Origin of the sequence: Cellulomonas sp. ACRRI (assembly GCF_022346185.1) — a bacterium.
Classification (GTDB): domain Bacteria; phylum Actinomycetota; class Actinomycetes; order Actinomycetales; family Cellulomonadaceae; genus Cellulomonas.
In genome coordinates, this window is sequence record NZ_JAKRMS010000280.1 from 1 (window position 1) to 610 (window position 610).

Below are 610 nucleotides of genomic sequence, written 5' to 3' on the forward strand. Positions count from 1 at the left end.
CCCCCCGCCCGCCCCGCGCCGAGATCGGTGGTTCGCGCCGAGATCGGTGGTGGCAGGGACCGATCTCGGGAGGAAGCACCGAGCTCGGCGGGTCGCGCCTGCCGGTCGGAGGGTGGGCGCGGGCCCGGGCGGGGAGCCGCGACGGCCGCAGGGGCCCGGGTAAACTCGGCGGTGACGGTGCGCGACGGTCGCCGCGCCGTGGAGAGGGAGGCGCGCGTGAGCCAGCACGAGGGCGTGCCCCCCGCGACCGGCGATCGGCCCTCGCCCGAGGACGAGCGGTTCGGCCCCGACGGCGAGCCGCTCGACCCGCGCGCCATCGCCCGTGCCTCGCTCGCCGCGGACCGGAACTGGTCGCTGTGGGTGATCGCGGGGGCCGTGCTGTTCAGCGTCGCGCTCGCGCTCGCGGCCGGAACCCCGGCGGGGGCGCTCGCGCTCGCCGGGTTCCTCGGCTGCTGCGCGGTGGTCCGGGCGGTCGTGCGGCGCGCCCCGGCCGCCCTCGTCGTGCGCCGGCGGGCCGTGGACGTCGCGGTGCTCGCGGGGCTGGCGGTGACGATCGGCGTGCTGTCGCAGATCGTCCCGGCCCCCTCCGTCCCCTGACGCGGCCCCACAC

Annotated in this window: 1 protein-coding gene; it reads left to right on the forward strand. The window is 79.5% G+C overall.

What is annotated here, in order from left to right:
* Positions 1 to 216: 216 nt before the first annotated feature.
* Positions 217 to 597, forward strand: a complete 381-nt coding sequence (locus MHY85_RS21170) for a DUF3017 domain-containing protein (RefSeq protein ID WP_239200465.1) — start codon at positions 217 to 219, stop codon at positions 595 to 597.
* The last annotated feature ends 13 nt before the right edge of the window (positions 598 to 610 follow it).